At 67.8% G+C, this 19,834-nt stretch carries 17 protein-coding genes; 5 read left to right on the top strand and 12 right to left on the bottom strand.

Features of this window, described 5'->3' with window-relative positions; translation table 11 throughout:
- Positions 1–16: 16 nt before the first annotated feature.
- Genes AC3EGR_RS05745 through AC3EGR_RS05730 form a run of 4 tightly spaced genes read right to left on the bottom strand, consistent with a single transcriptional unit; the run spans position 17 to position 4,409 of the window.
- Positions 17–961 (bottom strand): branched-chain amino acid ABC transporter permease, encoded by a 945-nt coding sequence (locus AC3EGR_RS05745; RefSeq protein WP_488545487.1) that lies wholly within the window; start codon positions 959–961, stop codon positions 17–19.
- 40 nt (positions 962–1,001) lie between these two features.
- Positions 1,002–2,288 (bottom strand): metal-dependent hydrolase family protein, encoded by a 1,287-nt coding sequence (locus AC3EGR_RS05740; RefSeq protein WP_488545486.1) that lies wholly within the window; start codon positions 2,286–2,288, stop codon positions 1,002–1,004.
- Between the two features lie 10 nt (positions 2,289–2,298).
- Positions 2,299–3,597 carry a metal-dependent hydrolase family protein gene (locus AC3EGR_RS05735; protein WP_488545485.1) on the bottom strand — a complete coding sequence of 433 codons (1,299 nt, stop codon included), beginning with the start codon at positions 3,595–3,597 and terminating at the stop codon, positions 2,299–2,301.
- A 14-nt stretch (positions 3,598–3,611) separates the two neighbouring features.
- Positions 3,612–4,409: an alpha/beta fold hydrolase gene (locus AC3EGR_RS05730; protein WP_488545484.1), complete on the bottom strand. Its 798-nt coding sequence runs from the start codon at positions 4,407–4,409 to the stop codon at positions 3,612–3,614.
- A 321-nt stretch (positions 4,410–4,730) separates the two neighbouring features.
- Between AC3EGR_RS05730 and AC3EGR_RS05725 the strand changes: the two genes are divergently transcribed.
- Complete coding sequence (locus AC3EGR_RS05725) at positions 4,731–5,300, top strand: TetR/AcrR family transcriptional regulator (RefSeq protein WP_488545483.1); 570 nt, start codon at positions 4,731–4,733, stop codon at positions 5,298–5,300.
- A 32-nt stretch (positions 5,301–5,332) separates the two neighbouring features.
- On the opposite strand, the gene mnmE is transcribed toward AC3EGR_RS05725, so the two are convergent.
- From mnmE to rpmH, 5 genes are all read right to left on the bottom strand, one after another.
- Entirely contained in the window at positions 5,333–6,751 is a 1,419-nt protein-coding gene (gene mnmE / locus AC3EGR_RS05720; RefSeq protein WP_488545482.1) for a tRNA uridine-5-carboxymethylaminomethyl(34) synthesis GTPase MnmE, read from the bottom strand.
- 159 nt (positions 6,752–6,910) lie between these two features.
- Entirely contained in the window at positions 6,911–8,635 is a 1,725-nt protein-coding gene (yidC, locus tag AC3EGR_RS05715) for a membrane protein insertase YidC (protein WP_488545481.1), read from the bottom strand.
- Positions 8,632–8,901 (bottom strand): membrane protein insertion efficiency factor YidD, encoded by a 270-nt coding sequence (yidD, locus tag AC3EGR_RS05710; RefSeq protein ID WP_488545480.1) that lies wholly within the window; start codon positions 8,899–8,901, stop codon positions 8,632–8,634. The genes yidC and yidD overlap by 4 nt, the downstream gene beginning before the upstream one ends.
- Positions 8,898–9,350: a ribonuclease P protein component gene (locus AC3EGR_RS05705; protein WP_488545479.1), complete on the bottom strand. Its 453-nt coding sequence runs from the start codon at positions 9,348–9,350 to the stop codon at positions 8,898–8,900. The genes yidD and AC3EGR_RS05705 overlap by 4 nt, the downstream gene beginning before the upstream one ends.
- 41 nt (positions 9,351–9,391) lie before the next feature.
- On the bottom strand, positions 9,392–9,526 hold the full coding sequence (gene rpmH, locus AC3EGR_RS05700) for a 50S ribosomal protein L34 (RefSeq protein WP_027101598.1): 135 nt from the start codon (positions 9,524–9,526) through the stop codon (positions 9,392–9,394).
- A gap of 182 nt (positions 9,527–9,708) precedes the next feature.
- On the opposite strand from rpmH, the gene dnaA reads away from it, so the two are divergent.
- The 4 genes from dnaA (at position 9,709) to AC3EGR_RS05680 (ending at position 16,475) form a co-directional block, all read left to right on the top strand.
- On the top strand, positions 9,709–11,121 hold the full coding sequence (gene dnaA, locus AC3EGR_RS05695; protein ID WP_488545478.1) for a chromosomal replication initiator protein DnaA: 1,413 nt from the start codon (positions 9,709–9,711) through the stop codon (positions 11,119–11,121).
- A 251-nt stretch (positions 11,122–11,372) separates the two neighbouring features.
- Positions 11,373–12,479: a DNA polymerase III subunit beta gene (dnaN, locus tag AC3EGR_RS05690; protein ID WP_488545477.1), complete on the top strand. Its 1,107-nt coding sequence runs from the start codon at positions 11,373–11,375 to the stop codon at positions 12,477–12,479.
- 125 nt (positions 12,480–12,604) lie between these two features.
- A complete protein-coding gene (gene gyrB / locus AC3EGR_RS05685; RefSeq protein WP_488545476.1) occupies positions 12,605–15,223 on the top strand; it encodes a DNA topoisomerase (ATP-hydrolyzing) subunit B in 2,619 nt (872 codons plus the stop codon).
- Positions 15,224–15,239: 16 nt separating this feature from the next.
- Complete coding sequence (locus tag AC3EGR_RS05680) at positions 15,240–16,475, top strand: anaerobic sulfatase maturase (protein ID WP_488545475.1); 1,236 nt, start codon at positions 15,240–15,242, stop codon at positions 16,473–16,475.
- Here the strand turns inward: AC3EGR_RS05680 and AC3EGR_RS05675 are convergent.
- Genes AC3EGR_RS05675 through AC3EGR_RS05665 form a run of 3 tightly spaced genes read right to left on the bottom strand, consistent with a single transcriptional unit; the run spans position 16,472 to position 19,826 of the window.
- Positions 16,472–18,067 (bottom strand): FGGY-family carbohydrate kinase, encoded by a 1,596-nt coding sequence (locus AC3EGR_RS05675; RefSeq protein ID WP_488545474.1) that lies wholly within the window; start codon positions 18,065–18,067, stop codon positions 16,472–16,474. The genes AC3EGR_RS05680 and AC3EGR_RS05675 overlap by 4 nt on opposite strands.
- Positions 18,064–18,789 (bottom strand): SDR family oxidoreductase, encoded by a 726-nt coding sequence (locus AC3EGR_RS05670; protein ID WP_488545473.1) that lies wholly within the window; start codon positions 18,787–18,789, stop codon positions 18,064–18,066. Before AC3EGR_RS05670 ends, AC3EGR_RS05675 begins: the two co-directional genes overlap by 4 nt.
- 2 nt (positions 18,790–18,791) lie before the next feature.
- Positions 18,792–19,826 carry an ABC transporter substrate-binding protein gene (locus AC3EGR_RS05665; protein ID WP_488545472.1) on the bottom strand — a complete coding sequence of 345 codons (1,035 nt, stop codon included), beginning with the start codon at positions 19,824–19,826 and terminating at the stop codon, positions 18,792–18,794.
- Between the last annotated feature and the right edge of the window lie 8 nt (positions 19,827–19,834).

Raw genomic sequence — 19,834 nt, 5'->3', positions numbered from 1 at the left:
GGAGCGGCCCGGCGGCTCATGCCGGCCTCCCCATGATGCCGCGCGGGCGGAAGGCCAGCGCCAGCACCATGATCACGAACGTGAACACGACGCTGTAGGTGGGCGCATAGGCCAGCCCGAAGGTTTCCGCCAGCCCGATCAACAAGGCGCCGATGGCCGCGCCGCCGACGCTGCCCATGCCGCCGACGATCACCACCACCAGCGACGCGAGCAGGTAGCGCGTGTCCTCGCCGGGCGACACCGACAGCGCGCTGCCGCCGACCACGCCCGCCAGCCCCGCCATGCCCGCGCCGATGGCGAAGGTGATGGCGAATACCAATTGCACGTTGACGCCCGAGGCGGCAAGCATGCCGCGGTCGTCGACGCCGGCGCGGATCATCATGCCGACCTTGGTGCGGGCGAGGAACCACCACAGGCCGAAGCCGATGGCGATGGCGCCCAGCAGCACCGCGATGCGGTAGGTCGGGAACTTCTCCACCAGCGGCAGCGAGGTGGAGCCGTAGATCCACGCGGGCGGATCGAAAGTGTAGATCTCCGCGCCCCAGATCCAGAGCATCAGGTCCGCCAGCACGATGGAGATGCCGATGGTCACCAGCGTCTGGCGCAGGTCCTGCCCCTGCATGTGCCGGAAGATCACCAGCTGCAGAAAGAGCCCGACCACCGCGGCCGACAGGAAGCCGGCAGCGACGGCAAGCACCCACGAATTCGTCTGTTCCCCCACCATCCAGCCCACGTAGGCGCCGAACAGGTAGAGCGAGCCGTGCGCGAGATTGACGTTGCGCATCAGCCCGAACACCAGCGTGAAGCCGCTGGCCACCAGGAAGTACAGGGACGCGAGCGTGAGCGAGTTGAGCAGGGTGGTGAAGTAGAGCTTGGCGTTGTCGGCGATCGCCCAGAGCGACAGGGCGAGGATGGGCACCCCGACCAGGACCCATGGGGCAAGCTTGCGCGCGCTGCTCATTGCATCAGGTCCGGGACGACATCCAGGGCATGCAGGGCACTCATGCCGCCACCCGGAACTCGCGTTCCGACTCCGCTTCCGGGCTCTTGGCGAACACGCCGTCCTTCATCACGGCCAGGATGCGCTTGGGGTCGCGCAGGATGGCGATGTTGGCCAGGGGGTCGCCGTCCACCAGCAGCAGGTCGGCGAGGTAGCCCTCCTTCACCTGCCCCAGCTCCTTGCCGCGCATCATGATCTCGCCGCCGTACACGGTGGTGCTGCGGATCGCCTCGGCCGGCGTCATGCCCAGGTACTTCACGAAGAACTCCAGGTCGCGCGCGTTCTGGCAGTGCGGCGTGAACGCAAAGCCGTAGTCGCCGCCGGGCAGCACGCGGATCCCGCGCTTGTGCATGGCGCGCAGCGACTCCAGCGCGGCGTCCCATTCGCGCTGGTAGCCCATGGCCACGGCCTTCTCGTGCGAGATGCCGTAGGGCTCGGCCTCGTGCAGCATCGCGTAGATGATCGCGATGCCGGGCGCCACGAAGACGCGGCCCTTGGCGGCCTCCAGCATGTCCAGCGTTTCCTCGTCGGTGAAGCTGGCGTGGTAGATCACGTCGATGCCGTGCCGCAGCGCCTGCTTCACGGAAGCTGCGGAGCGCGCGTGCGCCGTGCCGCGCTTGCCGCGCACCCGCACTTCGTCCATCGCCGCCGCGACTTCCGCATCGCTCATCCAGGTGGTCTCGGCCGGAGAGTCGGGCGTGAAGTTGTCGCCGGAGAGGTTGATCTTGATCGAGTCCACCCCGTACTTGAGGAACATGCGCACGGCCTTGCGCATCTCGTCGGCGCTGTTCACGTTGACGCCGAAGCTGAACTCGGGGAAAGGCAGATGCGGCAGGGTCTCGTCCCCCAGGCCGCCGGGCACGGTGATCTCCTGGCTGGCCGCCAGGTAGCGCGGCCCCGGGATCTGCCCGCTGTTGATCGCGTTGCGGATCACCACGTCCAGCCGCGGCTTGGCGCAGGCGGCGCCGACGCAGGAGGTGAAGCCCGCTTCCAGGTAGCGCTTGGCCACCTTGGCGCACCACAGCACGTGCTCCTCCAGCGGCATGCGCTGGATCGCAGCGAGCGTCGCGGCGTCGTTCCAGGAGAAGTGCGTGTGGGCCTCGCACATGCCGGGCATGAGCGTGGCGCCGGCGGCGTCGATCACCATCGCGGAGCCGCCGGACACGGCCGCGGCCGAGCGGCTCACGCGCTTGATGCGGTTGCCTTCGACCAGCACGCTGCCCAGATAGGGCGGCGCATTCACCTGGCCTTCGAGGATGCGGACGTTGGTGAAGAGGGTGCTGTCCATGCCGTGCTCCTCAGGCCGCCCAGCGGGTGTGTTCGGTGCGCGCGTCGCGGCGCAGGGGCGGGGCGCGGTGGAACTCGCCGTCCTTCATCACGGCCAGCAGCCGGCGCTTGTCCTGCAGCACGGCGATGTCCTCCAGCGGGTCGCCGTCCACCAGCAGCAGGTCCGCGAGGTAGCCTTCCTGGACTTCGCCGACCTGGCGTTTGAGCTTCATGATCGGTGCGCCCCAGGCCGTGGCGGAGAGCAGCGCCTCCATCGTCGACATGCCGACGTACTTCACGAAGTACTCCAGGTCTTTCGCGTTGGTGCCGTGCGGCGTCCAGGCGAAGCCGTAGTCGCCGCCGGGCAGGATGCGCACGTCGCGGCGGCGCAGCGCCTTCATGGTCTCGATCGCCGCCTCCAGCTCGCGGAAGTAGCCCATGCCGCGCGCCACGGCCGGCGTGATGCCGTACTCGCTGGCGTGGTGGCAGGTGTTGATCAGCCATGCGAGGCCGGGCGCGATGAAGTGCTCCTTCTTGTGCTCCTCCAGCAGGTCCAGCGCCTCCTCGTCGGCGAAGCTCGCGTGGTAGACCACTTCGATGCCGTGCCGCACGCACTGCTTGATCGACTTGGTGGAGCGGGCGTGCGCCGCGACGCGCTTGCCCCAGGCCTTGGCCTCTTCCACGCAGGTGGAGATCTCGGCCTCCGTGAACTGGGACGCCTCGCTGGGAAAGCCCGTGATCGACTCGCCCGAGAGGTTGATCTTCACCGAGTCCACGCCGTACTTGGCGAACATGCGCACGCAGCGGCGCATCTCCTCGGCGCCGCTGACCACCGCGCCGAAGGCGAACTCGGCTTGCGGCAGGTGCGGCTGCGTCGTGTCGCCCAGGCCGCCGGGGACCGTGATCTCCTGGCTGGCCGCGAGGTAGCGCGGACCGACGATGGTGCCGTCGTTGATCGCGTTGCGGATCACCACGTCCAGGCGCGGCTTGGCGGTCGCGGCGCCGACGCAGGAGGTCCAGCCCATGTCCAGGTAGAGCCTGGCGACCTGCGCGCACCAGAGGATGTGCTCCTCGGGCGGCATGCGCTGGATGGCGTCGAGGCTGGGCTGGTCGTTCCAGGCGAAATGCGTGTGCGCCTCCACCATGCCCGGCATGAGGAAGGCGCCGGCCGCATCGACGACGGTCACGCCGCCCACGGGCGCGCTGCGCACCCCGCTGCCGCTGCGCGTGACGCGGTTGATGCGGTTGCCCTGCACCAGCACCTCGCCCCGGAAGGGCTGCGCGCCGGAGCCGTCGAAGATGCGGGCGTTGGTGAACAGCACGTCGGCCATGGGGTTCCTCGTGTTCAGCGCTGGGCGGAGAGGAAGGCGCGCAACTCGCGCGCGCAGTCCTCGGGCCGCTCGATGGGGGTCCAGTGGCCGCAGCGGTTCAGGATCACGGTGCGCAGGCTCTTCGCCTGCGTGAAGCGCTCGGCCATGTTGCGCACGGCCTGGGGCGGAGCGACTCCGTCCTCGTCGCCCGTGACCAGCAGGGTGGGTGCCGTGATGCGTTCGACGGCGGCGGGCGTGCAGCCGGCGAGTGCCTCGCAATTGCGCGCGTAACCCTCCGGGTCCTGGCGCATGAGGCTCTCGCGCACGAAGGCGACGGCGACCGGCTGGCGCTGGCGGGTGTCGGTGGAGGTGGCGGCGTTGACCAAGGCCAGCGCGATGTCATGCATGCCGCGCAGGCCTTCGGCCTTCGCCTTCTCGCCGCGGGCGCGGATGTTCGCGCGGGCCGTGTCGTTCGGGGCGATCAGCGGGCCGAAGAGGGAGAGGCTGCGCACCAGGTGCGGCTGCGCGGCGGCGAGGTGCTGCGCGACGATGGTGCCCATGGAGTGGCCAAGCACGTGGGCGCGGCTGACGTTCAAGCGCGCGCAGATGTTGATGGCGGCTTCGACGAGCTTCTCGATGGAGAGGGTGCCGCCGGCGCCTGCGCTGGCGGACCGGCCGCTGCCCGGCAGATCCGGGCGGAGCACGCGCAATCCCGCGAGCGCCGGCATCAGCGGCGTCCAGGTGTTGGAGTCGCCGCCCAACCCGTGCAGGCACAGGACGGCATCTCCCTCGCCTTCGTCTTCGACGGCGATTCGGTCGATCGTGTGGAGCACGCTCGTCTCAGGCCGGGGACGAGCCGCGGGCGCGGGCGGCTCGCTCCGAGCCGCGGGAATGCCGGGTTGCCATACGCATGGTGATCCTCCCCATCGCGTTAACCACTGACGATCCGCACCTGGTGTGGGTGAGACACCAAGACCGTTTTGAGACTGGCGTCTCAAAAGTGGAGGCCATGATAAGCAGAAGCCACATTGACCTGCAACGGCCATGCGGCACCATGCACCCCGAGGTTTCCCTTGCCCCGCGCCGCCTACAAACCCACGGAACCGCCGCCGCCACCGAGCGGAGGCGTGCGCGCGTCCACGTTCAAGTTACTGTTGGACACGGCGATGGACCTGATCCAGCAGGACGGACACATTCCGTCGATCGCCGAAGTCGCCGTGCGGTCCAACGTGTCGCGCGCCACCGCGTACCGCTACTTCCCGAGCCGCAGTGCGCTGATCACGAGCGTGGTCGACGTGTCGCTCGGGCCCGTGCGCAACGGGCCGCTGGGCAGCGACGCCGAGGGTGCGCGCGAACGGGTGCACGCGATCTTCAAGGAAACCTTCCCGCGCTTCCAGGCGTATGAGCCGCAGCTGCGCGCGGCGCTGCAGCTGGCGCTGGAGCAGTGGGCGCTGCAGCGCGCCGGGCTGCTGGAGGAAGAGCCGTACCGGCGTGGGCATCGCGTGGGGATTCTTTCGAATGCGCTGCTGCCGCTCAAGGGAGAACTGCCGCCCGCTTCGCGCGAACGGCTGCACCGGTCGCTGTCGGTGCTCTATGGCATCGAGGCGTACACCATCCTCAAGGACATGTGGGGGATGGAGGCGAAGGAGATCGAGAAGACGGTGCTGTGGATGGCGGATGCGTTGATCGATGCGAGCGTGGGCGAGGGGAAGGGAAAGCGGTGAGGGGGCGGTGCGGAGTGTGAAGCCCACCGGCGCTACTTGCCGATGCAGAACCTGCTGAAGATCACCCCCAGCAGATCATCGGCACTGAACTCGCCCGTGATCTCCGACAGCGCGTTCTGCGCCAGGCGCAACTCTTCCGCCAACAGGTCGAGGGCCTGTGCCTTGCGCGCGAGATGCGCCGCGGCTTCCATCAGGTGCGCGTCGACACGCCGCAGCGCGTGCAGGTGACGCTCGCGCGCAATGAAGACGCCCTCCGGCGCCGCTTGCCAGCCGGCGATGTCGAGGAGCTTCCTGCGCAGGTGGTCCAGCCCCTCGCCGGTCTTGGCGGACAGGGTGAGCGCGCTGTGGGGTTCGGTGGGGTTCGCGGCGCTCACCGCCACCCTACGAAGAGCACCCGAATCAACAGCCCTGCCGTCCACCGCATCCGCCTTGTTCCACACCTCCACCACCGGCACGTCTGACGGCAACTTCGCCGCGATCGCGGCGTCGGCCGCCTGGTAGTCCGCCGCATCCGCCCGCGTGAGGTCGTGCAGGAACACCACCGCATCCGCCTTCTCGATCTGCCCCCAGGCGCGCTCGATGCCGATCTGCTCGACCTGGTCCGCGCCTTCGCGCAGGCCGGCGGTATCCACCACGTGCAGCGGCACCCCTTCGATCTGGATCGTCTGCCGCACCACGTCGCGCGTCGTGCCGGGGATCGGCGTCACGATCGCAAGCTCCGCCCCCGCCAGCGCATTGAGCAGCGAGCTCTTGCCCGCATTCGGCTGCCCCGCGATCACCACGTGCAGGCCTTCGCGCAGCAGCGCGCCCTGGTGCGCGCGCTGCATCACGCGCGCGAGGTTGGCCTGCAGGCGATCGAGCTGCCCCTGCGCGTCGGCCTTCTGCAGGAAGTCGATCTCCTCCTCGGGAAAGTCCAGCGTCGCTTCGACCAGCATGCGCAGGTTGATCAGCGCATCGCGCAGCGTGTGCACTTCGCGCGAGAACTCCCCAGCGAGCGAGCGCGTCGCACTGCGCGCCGCCGCTTCCGTCGATGCGTCGATCAGGTCGGCGATCGCCTCGGCCTGCGCGAGATCCAGCTTGCCGTTCAAGAACGCGCGTTGCGTGAATTCGCCCGGTTCGGCGACCCGCAGGTGGATGGAAGCACCCGCCTCCAGGCAGCGCGCCAGCAGCAGCTGCAGCACCACCGGCCCGCCGTGCGCCTGCAGCTCCAGCACGTCCTCGCCGGTATAGGAATGCGGCGCGGGGAAGTGGATCGCCAGCCCCTGGTCGATGGCGCTGCCGTCGGCGGCGCGAAAGGGCAGGTAGGTCGCTTCGCGCGGCTTGAGCGTCCGGCCGCAGACCGCCGCGATGAGCGAAGAAACGTCCTTGGCGGACACCCGCACGATCCCCACCGCGCCGCGCCCGGGAGCGGTGGCGATGGCGGCGATGGGCTGGTCGAGGCGCGCGAGCATGGGGATATTGGACCATGCCATCCCGGCCTTGCGCCGCCAACCGCGGGAGGCGGATCCAGCGCCCCAGGGATTGCGCGTGCAGCCGCAACGCCATGAAAAAAAGGGCCGCAGTTGCGGCCCTCTTTCCGGGTCCCCGCCTGCGCGGGGATGACGAAGCTTCTATTTCTTGTCCGCGGCCGCGGCCTGCCCGAACTTGGGCATGTTGAACTCCGGCGGCACGCCCATGCGGGTGTTGATCAGCCATTGCTGCGCGATCGACAGCACGTTGTTCGTGATCCAGTACAGCACCAGGCCGGCCGGGAAGAAGAAGAACATGACGGAGAAGACCAGCGGCATGAGCCACATCATCTTGGCCTGCATCGGGTCCGGCGGCACCGGGTTCAGCGCGGTCTGCAGCAGCGTGGTCAGCGTCATCACCGCGGGCAGGATGAAGTACGGGTCCTGCACCGAGAGGTCGCGGATCCAGCCCACCCAGGGCGCGCCGCGCATTTCCACCGAGGACAGCAGCACCCAGTAGAGCGCGATGAACACCGGGATCTGCACCATGATGGGCAGGCAGCCGCCCAGCGGGTTGACCTTCTCCTCCTTGTAGACGCGCATCATCTCCTGCTGCATCTGCTGCGGGTTGTCCTTGTGGCGCTCGCGCAGGGCCATCACCTTGGGGTTGATGGCCTTCATCTTCGCCATCGACTCGTAGCCCTTGGCCTGCAGCCAGTAGAAGGCGACCTTGATCAGCAGCACCAGGGCCATGATCGACCAGCCCCAGTTGCCGATGTAGGAGTGCAGCAGCGACAGCAGCCAGTACAGCGGCTTGGCGATGATGGCCAGCCAGCCGTAGTCCTTCACCAGCTCCAGGCCGGGGGCGATCTGCTCCAGGCGCTTTTCCTCTTCGGGGCCGGAGTAGAACTTGGCCGGCACGTCGACTGCGGCGCCGGGCGCGACGGTCAGGGGCGAGAGCATGCCGACGGCGTACAGGTTGTCCGACACCTTGCGCACGAAGTTCTCGCGCTTGATGCCGTCCGGCAGGATCCAGGCGCTGGCGAAGTAGTGCTGCACCATCGCCACGTAGCCGCTCTCGGCGGTCTTGTCGATTTCGGCCTTGCCCTTCTCGATGTCGCTGAACTCCACCTTGTGAAACTTCTTCTCCGGCGTGTAGACCGCCGGGCCGGTGAAGGTCGAATAGAAGGACGACTCGCCCGGCAGCTTGTTGCCGTCGCGAACCAGCTGCAGATACAGCTGCGGCGTCACCGGCGCGGCGCCGGTGTTCACCACCTGGTGCGCCACGGTCATCGCGTAGTCGCCGCGCTTGAGCGTGTAGATCTTCACGAGCTTCACGCCGCCTTGCACCGGCGACTCGAACTTCACCACCAGCTCGTTGGCACCTTCCTTCAGGGCGCGGTCGCCGCTGAAGGTCATCACCGTCTTGTGGTTCGGGAAGTCGCCGCCGATCAGCCCGGTCTGCGCCAGGTACACGCGTTCGGCGTTGTGGTTCATCAGCACGAAGGGCTCGCCGGTCTTGTCGCCGGCGTACTTCAGCAGCTCGGTGCGCACGATCGAGCCGCCTTCGCTGTCGAAGGTGACGCGCACCAGGTCGTTGCTGACCGTGATGAGTTCACGCGACGCGGCTGCGGGCGCGCCGGGCAGGGCCACGGGCGGCACCGCGCCGGGGGCGGCCGCCGCGGTGGACTGCGGCACCATGCTGATGCCGCTGGCGGCTGCTGCATTGGCGCTGGCCGCGGGCGAGGGCGCCTTGGCCGTCACGGCGGGTTTGCCGGAGGGGAAGAAGGTGGCGGGCTTGCCGTTGTGGACCTGCCATTGGTCCCACAGCATCACCAGGGAGAAGCCGAAGATCACCCAGAGGATGGTGCGGCGGATGTCGGTCATGGAGAGTTCTTCTGTTGTGGATGCGCGCCCCAGCGCGTGAACAGCCGCGGGGGCTGGGCCGGAACGGGATCATGCCCGCCCGCGCACCAGGGATGGCAACGCGCAAGGCGCGCCACGGTGAGGTAGGCGCCGGCGGCGGCGCCGTGCTGCTCCAGTGCCTTGAGGGAATAGGCGGAGCAGGTGGGGGTGAAGCGGCAGGCCGAGCCTATCCAGGGGGAGAGGGTCAGGCGGTAGGCCTTCACCAATGCCATGAGGACGCGCTTCATCGCGAGGGCCCGTCGATCCCGGCCTGCGCCGGGGTGACATCGCCAACGGGGAGGGCCGCCTTCTCGAACAGTTGCAGCAATTCCCCCCGCACGGCCGCCTTCAGCGGGTCGGACCAGGCGCTGGGGAAATCCTTGCGGGCGAAGTCCATCCGCAGCCGCACCACATGGGCGGCCGCGGGCAGGCGATCGGCGAAGGACGCGCTCACGGCGTAGATCTGCCGCTTGATGCCGTTGCGGGTGACGGCCCGCTTCGCATGGCGCTTGGGCACCACCGCGCCGATCCAGGGTTCAGTCTGAACGGCAAACAGGGCCTGGCTCTCGATCGGCTCAGGCCCTGCGGGGTGGGACGGCGCGAAGGCTGCGCGGTGCAGCACGAAATGCGGCGTCCGGGAGGCGGTGCCGCCTGCCATCGCTGCCTCGAACTGTGCCCGGGTCTTGAGCCGCTGCACGGCAGGCAGGCGCAGGCTGCGCTTGCTCAGGCGGCGCTGACTTAGACAGCCAGGCGCTTGCGGCCCTTGGCGCGGCGAGCGTTGATCACGGCGCGGCCGCCACGGGTCTTCATGCGGACCAGGAAGCCGTGGGTGCGTGCGCGGCGCACTTTGGAGGGTTGGTAGGTGCGTTTCATGTTGCTTCTCGGGAAAACCCGGCATTATCCCCAAAATGGCTAACCCGGACAAGCAACCCGGTTGTCAACCCCTCTTGCATTCACCCCACGGACAGCGTCACGGGCTTGTGTGGATAAGGTGTTCAGCAACTAGAATCCGCCGTTTCGCGCGACAAAACTAATCCACAGGAGCGACGGGGCACATGAGTGAGGGGCAACACGGCAGGCTGGCGACCGCATCCAGCCTGGACGCAGGCGACAGCCTTTGGCAAGCCTGCGTCGAGCAGCTGGCACAGGACCTCCCCGAGCAGCAGTTCAACACCTGGATCAAGCCGATGTCGGCCCAGGTCTCCGATGACTTTTCCAAGGTCACGCTGTTCGTGGCCAACCGGTTCAAGCTGGACTGGGTGCGCGCCCAGTACGCCGGCCGCATCGCGGCCGTTCTCGAGAAGCTGTACGGCCAGCCCGTGCAGCTCGAGTTAGCCATCACTCCGCGGGAAAACGGCACCAGGACTTATTCCTCGCCGGCCGTGGCGGTGAACGGGGGTGTGGCCGAGCCCGAGGAAATCGCGGAAGAAGTCGCCCCCGGCGGCTTCAAGAGCCGCCTGAACACGGCCCTGACCTTCGACACGCTGGTCGAAGGAACGGCCAACCGCATGGCCCGGGCTGCGGCCATGCACGTGTCCGGCACGCCCGGCCACCTGTACAACCCGCTGTTCATCTACGGTGGCGTCGGGCTGGGCAAGACCCATCTCGTGCACGCCGTAGGTAACAAGCTGCTGGCCGACAAGCCGAATTCGAAGATTCTTTACATCCACGCCGAGCAGTTCGTGTCCGACGTGGTCAAGGCCTACCAGCGCAAGACCTTCGACGAATTCAAGGAGCGCTACCACTCGCTCGACCTCCTGTTGATAGATGACGTCCAGTTCTTCGCCAACAAGGACCGGACGCAGGAGGAATTCTTCAACGCCTTCGAGGCCCTGCTGGCCAAGAAGAGCCACATCGTGATGACCTCGGACACGTATCCGAAGGGCCTGGCGGACATCCACGAGCGCCTCGTGTCCCGCTTCGACTCGGGCCTCACGGTGGCCATCGAGCCGCCGGAGCTGGAGATGCGCGTGGCCATCCTGATCAACAAGGCGCGCGCCGAAGGCACCGAGATGCCCGAGGAAGTGGCCTTCTTCGTGGCCAAGAACGTGCGCTCCAACGTGCGCGAGCTCGAAGGGGCGCTGCGCAAGATCCTGGCGTACTCGCGCTTCAACCAGAAGGAAATCTCCATCCAGCTGGCCCGCGAGGCGCTGCGCGACCTGCTGTCGATCCAGAACCGGCAGATCAGCGTGGAGAACATCCAGAAGACGGTGGCCGACTACTACAAGATCAAGGTCGCCGACATGTACAGCAAGAAGCGCCCGGCCTCCATCGCCCGCCCGCGCCAGATCGCGATGTACCTGGCCAAGGAACTCACCCAGAAAAGCCTGCCCGAGATCGGCGAACTGTTCGGCGGCCGCGACCACACCACGGTGCTGCACGCGGTGCGCAAGATCTCCAGCGAGCGCCAGCAGCTGACGGAGCTGAACCAGCAGTTGCACGTGCTGGAGCAGACGCTCAAGGGGTGAGGGAGCGGGGGAACAGGGCAGGCGGTGGGGTTCGCGATCCTCACCGGCTGGCGGCTGCGGCCGCCGCCACCCTGCGAATACCGGATCCGGACTTTTTGCCACTTATGGGGTGGCGGTGCGCCAGCGAAGCGGCGAACCCCACCGACCGGCCTCGCCCCCACCCGACACGGCTGGGTAAGTGCCTGTGAAATAAGCGAAAATAACGGTTTCACCCGCTACACGACAACGAATTCGGATAGGAAGAGGAAGACATGATCGTCCTGAAGGCAACGCAAGAAAAACTGCTCTCGGTCCTCCAGTCGGTAGCGGGCATCGTCGAGAAGCGGCATACCTTGCCGATCCTGGCCAACGTGCTGGTGCGCAAGACCGCCGGCAACCTGCAGTTCACCACCAGCGACCTCGAGATCCAGATCCGCACCAGCGCCGACATGGACGGCGATGCGGGCAGCTACACCACCACGGTGGGCGCGCGCAAGCTGATCGACATCCTGCGCACCATGCCCAGCGACCAGACGGTCAGCCTCGAGTCGAACCAGAACAAGTTGATCTTGAAGGGCGGCAAGTCGCGCTTCACGCTGCAGACGCTGCCGGCCGAAGACTTCCCGCTGGTGCAGGAAGCCCCGAGCTTCGGGCCGAAATTCTCGGTGCCGCAGAAGACGCTGAAGGACCTGCTGAACCAAGTCTCCTTCGCGATGGCGGTGCACGACATCCGCTACTACCTCAACGGCATCCTGTTCGTGGCCGAAGGCAAGGCCCTGTCGCTCGTGGCCACCGACGGCCACCGCCTGGCCTTCGCTTCCGCCAACCTCGACGTCGAAGTGCCCCGCCAGGAAGTGATCCTGCCGCGCAAGACGGTGCTGGAGCTGCAGCGGCTGCTGTCGGACGCCGAAGGCGCCATCGAGATGCAGTTCGCCAACAACCAGGCCAAGTTCGCGTTCGGCGGCATGGAGTTCGTGACCAAGCTGGTCGAAGGCAAGTTCCCCGACTACAACCGCGTCATCCCCAAGAACCACAAGAACTCGGTGACCCTGGGCCGCGCGCCGCTGCTGGCCAGCCTGCAGCGCACCGCCATCCTGACCAGCGAGAAGTTCAAGGGCGTGCGCCTGAACCTGGAGCCCGGCACGCTGCGCGTGGCGAGCAACAACGCCGAACAGGAAGAAGCCGTGGACGAGCTCGACATCGACTACGGTGGCGATGCGATCGAGATCGGCTTCAACGTCACCTACCTGATCGACGCCCTGGCCAACATGGACCAGGACATGGTCAAGCTGGAACTCGCCGACGCCAACAGCTCGGCGCTGGTCACGATCCCGGAGAACGCGAGCTTCAAGTACGTCGTGATGCCGATGCGCATCTGACCCAGGAAGCCGTCCGAACGAATGTAGGGTGGCGGTGAGCAGGCGAAGCGGCGAACCCCACCGATAGACCAGGGCGGAAGCCCTGGGTCCCCGCCCCCGCGGGGACGACGAAAGCAAAGCAGGTCATGGCCCAAGATCACAGCACTCCCCTCCCGCCCGAAGAGCCCGCGAACAACGGCGGCCAACCCGCCGTGCCGCCGCCCGGGCTGAACGACTACGGCGCCAGCTCCATCCAGATCCTGGAAGGCCTGGAGGCGGTGCGCAAGCGCCCCGGCATGTACATCGGCGACACGTCCGACGGCACGGGCCTGCACCACCTGGTGTTCGAGGTGGTCGACAACTCCATCGACGAGGCGCTGGCCGGCCACTGCGACGACATCGTCGTCACCATCCACACCGACAACTCGATCAGCGTCACCGACAACGGCCGCGGCATCCCCACGGGCATCAAGTGGGACGACAAGCACGAGCCCAAGCGCTCGGCCACCGAGATCGCGCTGACCGAGCTGCACGCCGGCGGCAAGTTCAACCAGAACAGCTACAAGGTCTCGGGCGGCCTGCACGGCGTGGGCGTCAGCTGCGTCAACGCGCTGTCCTCCATGCTGCGCGTGGTGGTGCGGCGCGACGGCAAGGTGCACGAGCTGGAATTCAGCAAGGGCTTCGTCGTCAAGAGCGGCGAAGTGCACGAAGAAGCCAACCCGCAGACCGGCGAGAAGGCGCTCATCCGCCCGATGCACATCCTGGGCGACACCGACAAGCGCGGCACCGAGGTGCACTTCCTGCCGGACACCGAGATCTTCAAGGAAAACAACGATTTCCACTACGAGATCCTGGCCAAGCGCCTGCGCGAGCTGAGCTTCCTGAACAACGGCGTGCGCATCCGCCTGCTGGACGAGCGCACCAACAAGGAAGACGACTTCGCCGGTGCCGGCGGCGTCAAGGGCTTCGTCGAGTTCGTGAACAAGGGCAAGCAGGTGCTGCACCCCAACGCGTTCACGGCCATCGGCGAGAGCAAGAGCGACCAGAACACGATGATCGGCGTCGAGGTCGCGATGCAGTGGAACAGCGGCTACAACGAGCAGGTGCTCTGCTTCACCAACAACATCCCGCAGCGCGACGGCGGCACCCACCTCACGGGCCTGCGCGCGGCGATGACGCGCGTCATCAACAAGTACATCGAAGACAACGAGCTGGCCAAGAAGGCCAAGGTGGAGATCTCCGGCGAGGACATGCGCGAGGGCCTGACCTGCGTGCTGAGCGTGAAGGTGCCCGAGCCCAAGTTCTCCAGCCAGACCAAGGACAAGCTGGTTTCCAGCGAAGTGCGCGGCCCGGTGGAAGACGTGGTGGCCAACAAGCTGAACGACTTCCTGCAGGAGCGGCCCCACGACGCCAAGATCATCGTCGGCAAGATCGTCGAAGCCGCGCGTGCGCGTGAAGCAGCCCGCAAGGCCCGCGAGATGACGCGCCGCAAGGGCGTGCTGGACGGCATGGGCCTGCCCGGCAAGCTGGCCGACTGCCAGGAGAAGGATCCGGCCCTGTGCGAGATCTACATCGTCGAGGGCGACTCCGCCGGCGGCAGCGCCAAGCAGGGCCGCGACCGGAAGTTCCAGGCCATCCTGCCCCTGCGCGGCAAGATCCTGAACGTGGAGAAGGCGCGCTACGAGAAGCTGCTGACGTCCAACGAGATCGTCACGCTGATCACCGCGCTGGGCACCGGCATCGGCAAGGCCGCGGTGGAGTCAGGCAAGAGCGGCGTCGACGACTTCGACGTGGCCAAGCTGCGCTACCACCGCATCATCATCATGACCGACGCCGACGTGGACGGCGCCCACATCCGCACGCTGCTGCTCACGTTCTTCTACCGCCAGATGACCGAGCTGGTGGAGCGCGGCCACATCTACATCGCCCAGCCCCCGCTGTACAAGGTGAAGAGCGGCAAGGAGGAGCTGTACCTCAAGGACGGCAGCGAGCTCGATGGCTACCTGCTGCGCATCGCGCTCAATGGCGCCAAGGTGGAGACCGGCGGCGCGGACAACCGCGTGATCGAAGGGGACACGCTGGCGGAGCTGGCGCGCAAGCACCAGGTGGCCGAGAACGTGATCAACCGCCTGAGCGGCTTCATGGACGCCGAGGCGCTGCGCGCGATCTCGGACGGCGTGGTGCTGAACCTGGACACGGTGCCCGACGCGGAAAAGAGCGCGCTGGCGCTGCAGGCCAAGCTGCAGGAGATCGACCGCCTGACCAATGCGGCGCCGGCGGAAGTGGCCGGCGAGTTCGACACGCGGTCGGACAAGCCGATCCTGCGCATCTCGCGCCGGCACCACGGCAACATCAAGTCCTCGGTCATCACCCAGGACTTTGTCCACGGGGCCGATTACAAGGCGTTGGCCGAGGCGGCGGACACTTTCCGCGGTTTGCTGGCCGAAGGCGCGATGGTCAAGCGCGGCGAGGGTGAGCGGGCGAAGGAAGAGAAGGTGGGCGACTTCCGGACGGCGATGAAGTGGCTGATCTCGGAGGCCGAACGCACCACGTCCCGCCAGCGCTACAAGGGGCTGGGGGAGATGAACCCCGAGCAGCTGTGGGAAACCACGATGGATCCGAATGTGCGGCGACTGCTGAGGGTGCAGATCGACGACGCGATCGAAGCCGACCGGGTGTTCACGATGCTGATGGGCGATGAAGTGGAGCCGCGACGGGACTTCATCGAGACGAACGCCCTGCGCGCCGCGAACATCGACGTCTGAGCGCGGGGCAGGCTGCATGGAAGTCCCCGCGCCGCCGTACCACCTGCTCGCCAAACCCGCGGGCGCGGCCTGCAACCTGGGCTGCCAGTACTGTTTCTTCCTGTCGAAGGAGAACCTGTATCCCGCGCGCGAGAGCCCGCTGATGACCGAGGAAGTGCTGGAGGCCTACCTGCGCCAGCTGCTGGAGTCGTCGCCGGGGCCCCAGGTCGAGGTCTCCTGGCAGGGCGGCGAGCCGATGCTGCGGGGGCTGGACTTCTATCGCCGCTCGGTGGCGCTCGCCGAAAAGTACCGCCAGCCGCACCAGCGCATCCTGCACACCATGCAGACCAACGGCACGCTGGTCGACGACGAGTGGGCCGCCTTCTTCAAGGAGCACGGCTACCTGGTCGGCATCAGCCTCGACGGCCCGCGCGCGATGCACGACGCCTACCGCATCGACAAGAAGGGCCAGGGCACTTTCGACGCGGTGTTCCGCGGCTGGAACATCCTGCGCCGGCACGGGGTGGACACCAATGTCCTGTGCACGGTCAACGCAGCGAACCAGGACCATCCGCTGGAGGTCTACCGCTTCTTCCGTGACGAGCTGGGGGCGCGCTACATCCAGCTGATCCCGATCGTCGAGCGCGCCACCGAGCAGACCATCGCCTTCGCCAACCAGGGCTGGGGCGGCCACCGCGGCACCGACCGCCCGCTGTACCGGCAGGAGGGCTCGCTGGTCACCGGCCGCACCGTGGACGCCGAGGCCTTCGGCCGCTTCCTGATCGGCGTGTTCGACGAATGGGTGCAGCGCGACGTCGGCACCGTCTTCGTGACGACCTTCGACGTGGCGCTGGGCAGCTGGCTGGGCGAGCACAACGCCTGCATCGTGGCACCGACCTGCGGGGCGGCGCTCACGATGGAGCATAACGGCGACGTCTACTCCTGCGACCACTACGTGGAGGCGGAGCACAGGCTGGGGAACGTTCGGGAAGCATCGCTGCGCAGCCTGGTGACCTCGGAGCAGCAGCGGCGCTTCGGCGACGCCAAGTTCGACACGCTGCCGAAATACTGCAAGGAGTGCCCCGTGCTGTTCGCCTGCTATGGCGAGTGTCCGCGCAACCGCTTCGTCACCACGCCGGATGGCGAGGGTGGGCTCAACTACCTGTGCGCTGGGTACAAGGCTTTCTTCCAGCACATCGATGCGCCCATGACGCAGATGGCGCGGCTGGTGGAGGCAGGGGGCAGCGCGGAAGACATCCTGCGCGCCGCCTAACGGATGGCGCGGCCCACTTCCTGCAGTTGCGTGAAGGCACGGTAGCGCGCGTGATGCAGGCTGGCGGTTGCGCCGCCGGCGGGCGTGTAGGTCCGGCCGACATGCGACATCCGCTGCATCGCCGACGCCACGTCCGCATGCACGCCGCCGGCCACCGCACCCAACATCGCAGCACCCAGCAGCACCGGCTCTTCCGCCTCGGTGGCGAGCACCGGCTTGCCGGTCACGTCCGCCAGCAGCTGCCGCACCAGGTCGTCGCGGCCGGCGCCCCCGCTGATTACCACCCGCGCGATCGGCGCACCGGACGCGGCTTGCGTCTCGATGATCTGCCGCAGGCCGTAGCCGATGCCGCAGAGGCCGGCGATGTAGAGGGAGACGAGGCTGTCCAGGTCGTTGTCCATGCCCAGGCCTGCGATCAGCGCGCGCGCCTGCGGGTCGGCGAAGGGGGCGCGGTTGCCGAGGAACTCCGGCACCACGTGCAGGCCGTTCAGCAATTGCGAGGGATCCTGCGCCTTGCGTGCCGCCAGGGCGGCCAGCAGCGCGGGCAGCGATTGCCCTGCGGCCTCGGCGCGGCGGCGCGCCTCAGCGACGGCGGGATGCATGGACAGCAGCTGGTCGATCGCGGCACCCGCCGCCGATTGCCCGCCTTCGTTGAGCCACAGGTCCGGCACCATCGCCGAGAAGTACGGTCCCCACACCCCCGGAACGAACACCGGCTCGCGGGTGCTGGTCATGGTGCAGGACGAGGTGCCGAACACGTAGGCCAGGCAGCCTTGCGCATCGCCGTCGGCGCCGACGGTGCCGATGCCGCCCGCGTGCGCGTCGATCATGCCGGCGCCCACCGCGGTGCCGGGCTGCAGCCCGAGTTCCGCCGCCGCCTGCGCGGTCAAACCCTTCCCCATGGCCGTGCCGGGGTCGACCACCGTGCGGCCGATGCGCGCGAAGCCTTCCTCCGCCAGCACGCCGAGCCCCACCTCGCGGAAATAGCTCGCGTCCCAGCGGCGCTCGTGCGCGAGATAGGTCCACTTGCAGGTGACGGTGCAGGTCGACCGCGCCAGGTCGCCGGTGGCCCGCCAGGTCAGGAAGTCGGCGAGGTCGAAGAACTGCCAGGCCGCCGCGAACTGCGCCGGGCGGTTCTCCAGCAACCACAGCAGCTTGGGCGTTTCCATCTCCGGCGAGATGCGGCCGCCCACGTACTTCAGCACCGCGTGGCCGGTGGCGTTGATCCGCTCGGCCTGCGCAATGGCGCGATGGTCCATCCACACGATGATGTCGCGCGCCGGGTCTTCCGACGGCCCCACCGCCAGCGGCTGGCCGCTTTCGCCCAGCACCACCAGCGAGCAGGTGGCGTCGAAGCCGATGCCCGCGACCTGGTCGGCCGCGATGCCCGCTTCCGCGCGCGCCTGCCGCACGGCGGTACACACCGCGTTCCAGATCTCCCGGCTCGATTGCTCCACGATGGAGCCCGGCGCATGGAACACGGCGAAGTCCTGCTTCGCCGAGGCCAGCATGCGGCCGGCGCTGTCGAACACGCCGGCCCGCGCGCTGGCCGTGCCCACGTCGACGCCGATGACGTACCGGGCCGCGGTCACAGGTCGACGCTGTTGGGAAGGATCACGAGGTCGCGGACGGTCACGTTCCGCGGCCGCGTCAGCATGAACACCACCGCCTCGGCGACTTCCTGCGGCTGCATCAGGCTGCCCGAGGCCAAGGCCTCTTCCATCTTGGCCTTGGGCCAGTCGTCCAGCAGCGCCGTCACCACCGGGCCGGGGAGCACCGCGCCCACGCGCACGCCATGTTTGGACAGCTGGCGTCGCGTGCTGTGCACAAAGGCCTGCACCGCGAACTTGGAGGCGGTGTAGATCGGTTCCCAGACCACGGGCACCACGCCGGCGATGGAGCTGGTGAAGAGAATGTCGCCCGACTTCTGTTCGACCAGGTGCGGGACCACGGCGCGCACCGAGCGGAAGGCCGCATTCACGTTCAGGTTCAGCATGCGGTCCCAGGCGTCGGGATCGCCCTGCGTGACGTCACCGCCGATGTAAGCGCCGGCATTGGCGTGGAAGATGTCCAGCCGGCCGGCGCGCTGCAGGATCTGCGGCAGCAGCGCGTCGACTTCGGCCGGCTTCAACAGGTCCACGGCCAGGGGCACGGCCTGGTCGCCGAGCTCCGCGCAAAGCTGCTGCAGCTTGTCCGCGGCGCGGTCCACCAGCACCACCTTCGCGCCCTCGGCCAGCAGCGCTTTCGCGCAGGCCAAGCCGATGCCCGAGGCGGCGCCGGTGATGGCCGCCACCTTGCCTTGCATTCTTCCCATGCTCACTTGCGCAGCTTCCGGGCGGCTTCGAGGATGGGCAGGCCCGCGGCGATCGCGCCCTTGAGGTCCGGCACCTTGTCGTAGGCACCGCCGGCGACGAAGACCTGTGCTGTCTCCGTCAGCGCCTTCTCGCTGGCGCCGGAGCGCGCGTCGGCCAGTGCCTGGTCCAGCGTCTGGTAGTCGCGGTAGCCGAGCGTGTAGCGCGCCTTGCGCTCGTCGCCGTCGATGCCGACGTCCTTGTAGAACTCCAGCAGGTAGGCCACGGCCTTCTCGCGGTCCTTCATGATCAGCTCGTTGGCGCGGAAGCCCGCTTCCACGAAGGCCGCCGCGGCGGCCGGGTTCTCGGTGGCGAACTTGCGCGTCACGATCCAGGGGTCGATCACCGAGGTGCCCGCCACCGCGCCGTCGCACACCACCTCGAAGTTGGCCTTGTCGTTGACGAGATCGATGTCGGGCGAGGAATCGGTGGTGCCCGCGGCGATCTCGCCCGAGCGCAGCGACTGGCGCGTGACCGGCGGCTCCAGCGGCACCACCTTCATCTTGTCGGGGTCCACCTTGAAGTGCTTCGCGCAGGCATACAGCACCTGGCTCCAGGTGCTGTTCGGCACGGAGCCGGTCTTGCCGGAGACCAGCACCTGCGCGGGGCTGCTGCCCTTGAGCGCGTCCTTGCGCATGATCAGCTTGATGTTGCGGTCTTCCTTCATCATCGTGCCGACCGGCGTCAGGCCGAACTTGGCATAGCCGGTGATGGCCGGCGGCGAGCCGATCCAGCCGCCTTGCCAGTCGCCCGCGGCGCCCGAGGCGAGCGCGGCGCCGCCGTTGGGGAAGTACTTGATCGTCGCGTCGATGCCGTTGCCGGAGAAGTAGCCCAGCCGCTTGGCCAGCCACAGCGGGAAGCCGGCCTCGTTCGACTGGCTGATCAGCACCATCTTCACCGGTGCGGCGCCCTGCGCCTGGGCGCCGGCGGGCGATGCGGCCAAGGTGATGCCCGCCATGGCGACCGTTGCGGTAGCCACCAGAGTTGCCAACTTCGTCATGAACGTCT

The organism is Ramlibacter sp. G4-7 (assembly GCF_057784995.1).
The sequence above is the reverse complement of the archived record's forward strand: the minus strand, read 5'-3'. Positions and strand labels throughout refer to the sequence as shown.

What these genes read in the sequence shown, in the direction of transcription:
- AC3EGR_RS05745 (WP_488545487.1), bottom strand. Translation starts at nt 961, where the DNA reads ATGAGCAGCGCGCGCAAGCTTGCCCCATGGGTCCTGGTCGGGGTGCCC.
- AC3EGR_RS05740 (WP_488545486.1), bottom strand. Translation starts at nt 2,288, where the DNA reads ATGGACAGCACCCTCTTCACCAACGTCCGCATCCTCGAAGGCCAGGTG.
- AC3EGR_RS05735 (WP_488545485.1), bottom strand. Translation starts at nt 3,597, where the DNA reads ATGGCCGACGTGCTGTTCACCAACGCCCGCATCTTCGACGGCTCCGGC.
- mnmE (WP_488545482.1), bottom strand. Translation starts at nt 6,751, where the DNA reads ATGCTCGCGCGCCTCGACCAGCCCATCGCCGCCATCGCCACCGCTCCC.
- yidC (WP_488545481.1), bottom strand. Translation starts at nt 8,635, where the DNA reads ATGACCGACATCCGCCGCACCATCCTCTGGGTGATCTTCGGCTTCTCC.
- yidD (WP_488545480.1), bottom strand. Translation starts at nt 8,901, where the DNA reads ATGAAGCGCGTCCTCATGGCATTGGTGAAGGCCTACCGCCTGACCCTC.
- rpmH (WP_027101598.1), bottom strand. Translation starts at nt 9,526, where the DNA reads ATGAAACGCACCTACCAACCCTCCAAAGTGCGCCGCGCACGCACCCAC.
- dnaA (WP_488545478.1), top strand. Translation starts at nt 9,709, where the DNA reads ATGAGTGAGGGGCAACACGGCAGGCTGGCGACCGCATCCAGCCTGGAC.
- dnaN (WP_488545477.1), top strand. Translation starts at nt 11,373, where the DNA reads ATGATCGTCCTGAAGGCAACGCAAGAAAAACTGCTCTCGGTCCTCCAG.
- gyrB (WP_488545476.1), top strand. Translation starts at nt 12,605, where the DNA reads ATGGCCCAAGATCACAGCACTCCCCTCCCGCCCGAAGAGCCCGCGAAC.
- AC3EGR_RS05680 (WP_488545475.1), top strand. Translation starts at nt 15,240, where the DNA reads ATGGAAGTCCCCGCGCCGCCGTACCACCTGCTCGCCAAACCCGCGGGC.
- AC3EGR_RS05670 (WP_488545473.1), bottom strand. Translation starts at nt 18,789, where the DNA reads ATGGGAAGAATGCAAGGCAAGGTGGCGGCCATCACCGGCGCCGCCTCG.
- AC3EGR_RS05665 (WP_488545472.1), bottom strand. Translation starts at nt 19,826, where the DNA reads ATGACGAAGTTGGCAACTCTGGTGGCTACCGCAACGGTCGCCATGGCG.